We start from the raw sequence: 1809 nt of genomic DNA, 5'->3' as shown, positions 1-1809 counted from the left end.
GTACTGGAAGTGGCTGACAGCATGACCTATCTATATGACGGGACGGTACCTGTGGTCTTTGCCGGAAAAACAGGGACCCCCTATCTCAGGGAACAGAATATAGGGAAAAATTGAATTTCCATAATTTAATTTTTTTACGATTCAAAAGAGTTCTAAAGCAATATTGACAATTTTAGTTTTACTCGCCTAATTCTGAAAAATGTCTTACTACATTTAGTAAAAAGGTTGTCATATTTGTCTTAAGCAAAATATATTCTGGAGTATTAGTAAAAGCCATCCAACAAATATTTCTAGCTTGTCCTTCATCAGCCGCTAATCCTAAACTAACCATAACTTGAAATAAAGCATGATGATCAGAATGTGTTAATGCAGTTGCTAACTGAGCATTTGGATTAGCATTTAGGTAAGCTGTCACCAAGAATTTCTCAGGAGCAACGTATGGATATAAAAAAAAGGTAAATTCATCAGGGTTTTCATGATATAAAGAATACTGTGGATGAGTAATATGATCACCGTCAAAAATGCAACAATATCCAATTTTTAAATGCATTTGACGATAATTTCTTTTGTGTCTTAGATAGTCATTTTTAACTTGGTCAATCGGTCCTGAAGTAATTATGTTTATTAGTTTACTAAAATGCTTTTTGTTTTGATTTATAGTCATCAAAATATTTTTGATTATAAATTCTGCTTCAGTGTCTTCGCAATATAATCTTACTAATGGATAAGCATCTAAATCCATTCTTGAAAAGGCAGCATTAACCGATATAGCTGAAATCACTTCAAAATCTCCATTAGTCTTTTTATCAATAAATTTTCTAGATTTTTGTGGTAAGGCAGATAATAAAGTTGGTGAATGAGTTGTAATAATAAATTGTTTTTTATGATGCCATGATATATATTGTATTATGTCCGTAAGACGTCTTTGAATATTTGGATGAATTCCAGCTTCAAGTTCATCAATCATAATTAAAGAGTCTATTGGGGCATCAAATATGTCTACAAGAATATTTATTAGAGATTCTTCACCCGATGCAGCATTAAAACTTGAATATGAATCTTGATGTGGATTGGCAGCAAGATTTGAGGGAATTAATAAATATGAAATTTTGTTTATATGTGAGCCAATTTTATATATTTCAAATGGAATATTATTCTCAAATATATAATTGAATGCTTGCTCAATATCTTCATGTAATCTAACACGATTTGCGCTGTCTGTTTTCCGCCTTAAACTTGAAGAAAAATTTCGTGCTGGCAAAAGTCTGTCTAAATCAATTAGTCGAACTTGTTTATCTCTTATTTTAGCATTCATCCTTGTGGAATCACTACTAAATTTACCCAAGCCTGTCCAAGATTGGCTTCCAATAGCTCTCTTTCCTTCTCCAGTTCGGTTTGTATTCCCAACTCTCCAAAATAACTCATAAGAATAACGTCTGGTAGAAGATTCTACAGCAGTAAATGTAAATACATCTCGCCAAATATGAAGTCTCAAAATTGTTTCTGGTTTTGTAGAATCATATTTCTGAAAATTTACATGACTACATGCAATAAGTAAAAGTAAACTAGTTTTACCTATTTTATTTGTTCCAGTTATTACTGTAACTGGATGATCAAATGTTAAATCGAGATTATGTATATGGCGAAAATCATTAACTTTTATTTCATTTAAAAAATAACGGAAGCAGCAGATTTAAAGGTAGATGTCGATATGGATAAAGGGGGCAGTTCAGATGGTTTGATGTCCAATCCTATTTTATGGGTTGCAGTAGCACTGATCCTTATTCTTATCGTTGCTTTGGCAGCAAG

1 protein-coding gene is annotated in these 1809 nt (G+C 32.1%); it reads right to left on the bottom strand.

Annotated features, from left to right (window positions below):
* Nucleotides 1-178: 178 nt before the first annotated feature.
* The gene (locus FY557_RS19940) at nucleotides 179-1597 is read right to left on the bottom strand and encodes an AAA family ATPase (RefSeq protein WP_228451855.1); all 1419 of its coding nucleotides are present in this window, start codon (nucleotides 1595-1597) and stop codon (nucleotides 179-181) included.
* Between the last annotated feature and the right edge of the window lie 212 nt (nucleotides 1598-1809).

The organism is Chryseobacterium sp. SN22 (assembly GCF_008329705.1).
GTDB lineage: Bacteria > Bacteroidota > Bacteroidia > Flavobacteriales > Weeksellaceae > Chryseobacterium.
Note: the sequence above shows the minus strand (reverse complement) of the source record. Positions and strands in the feature narration are given on the sequence as shown.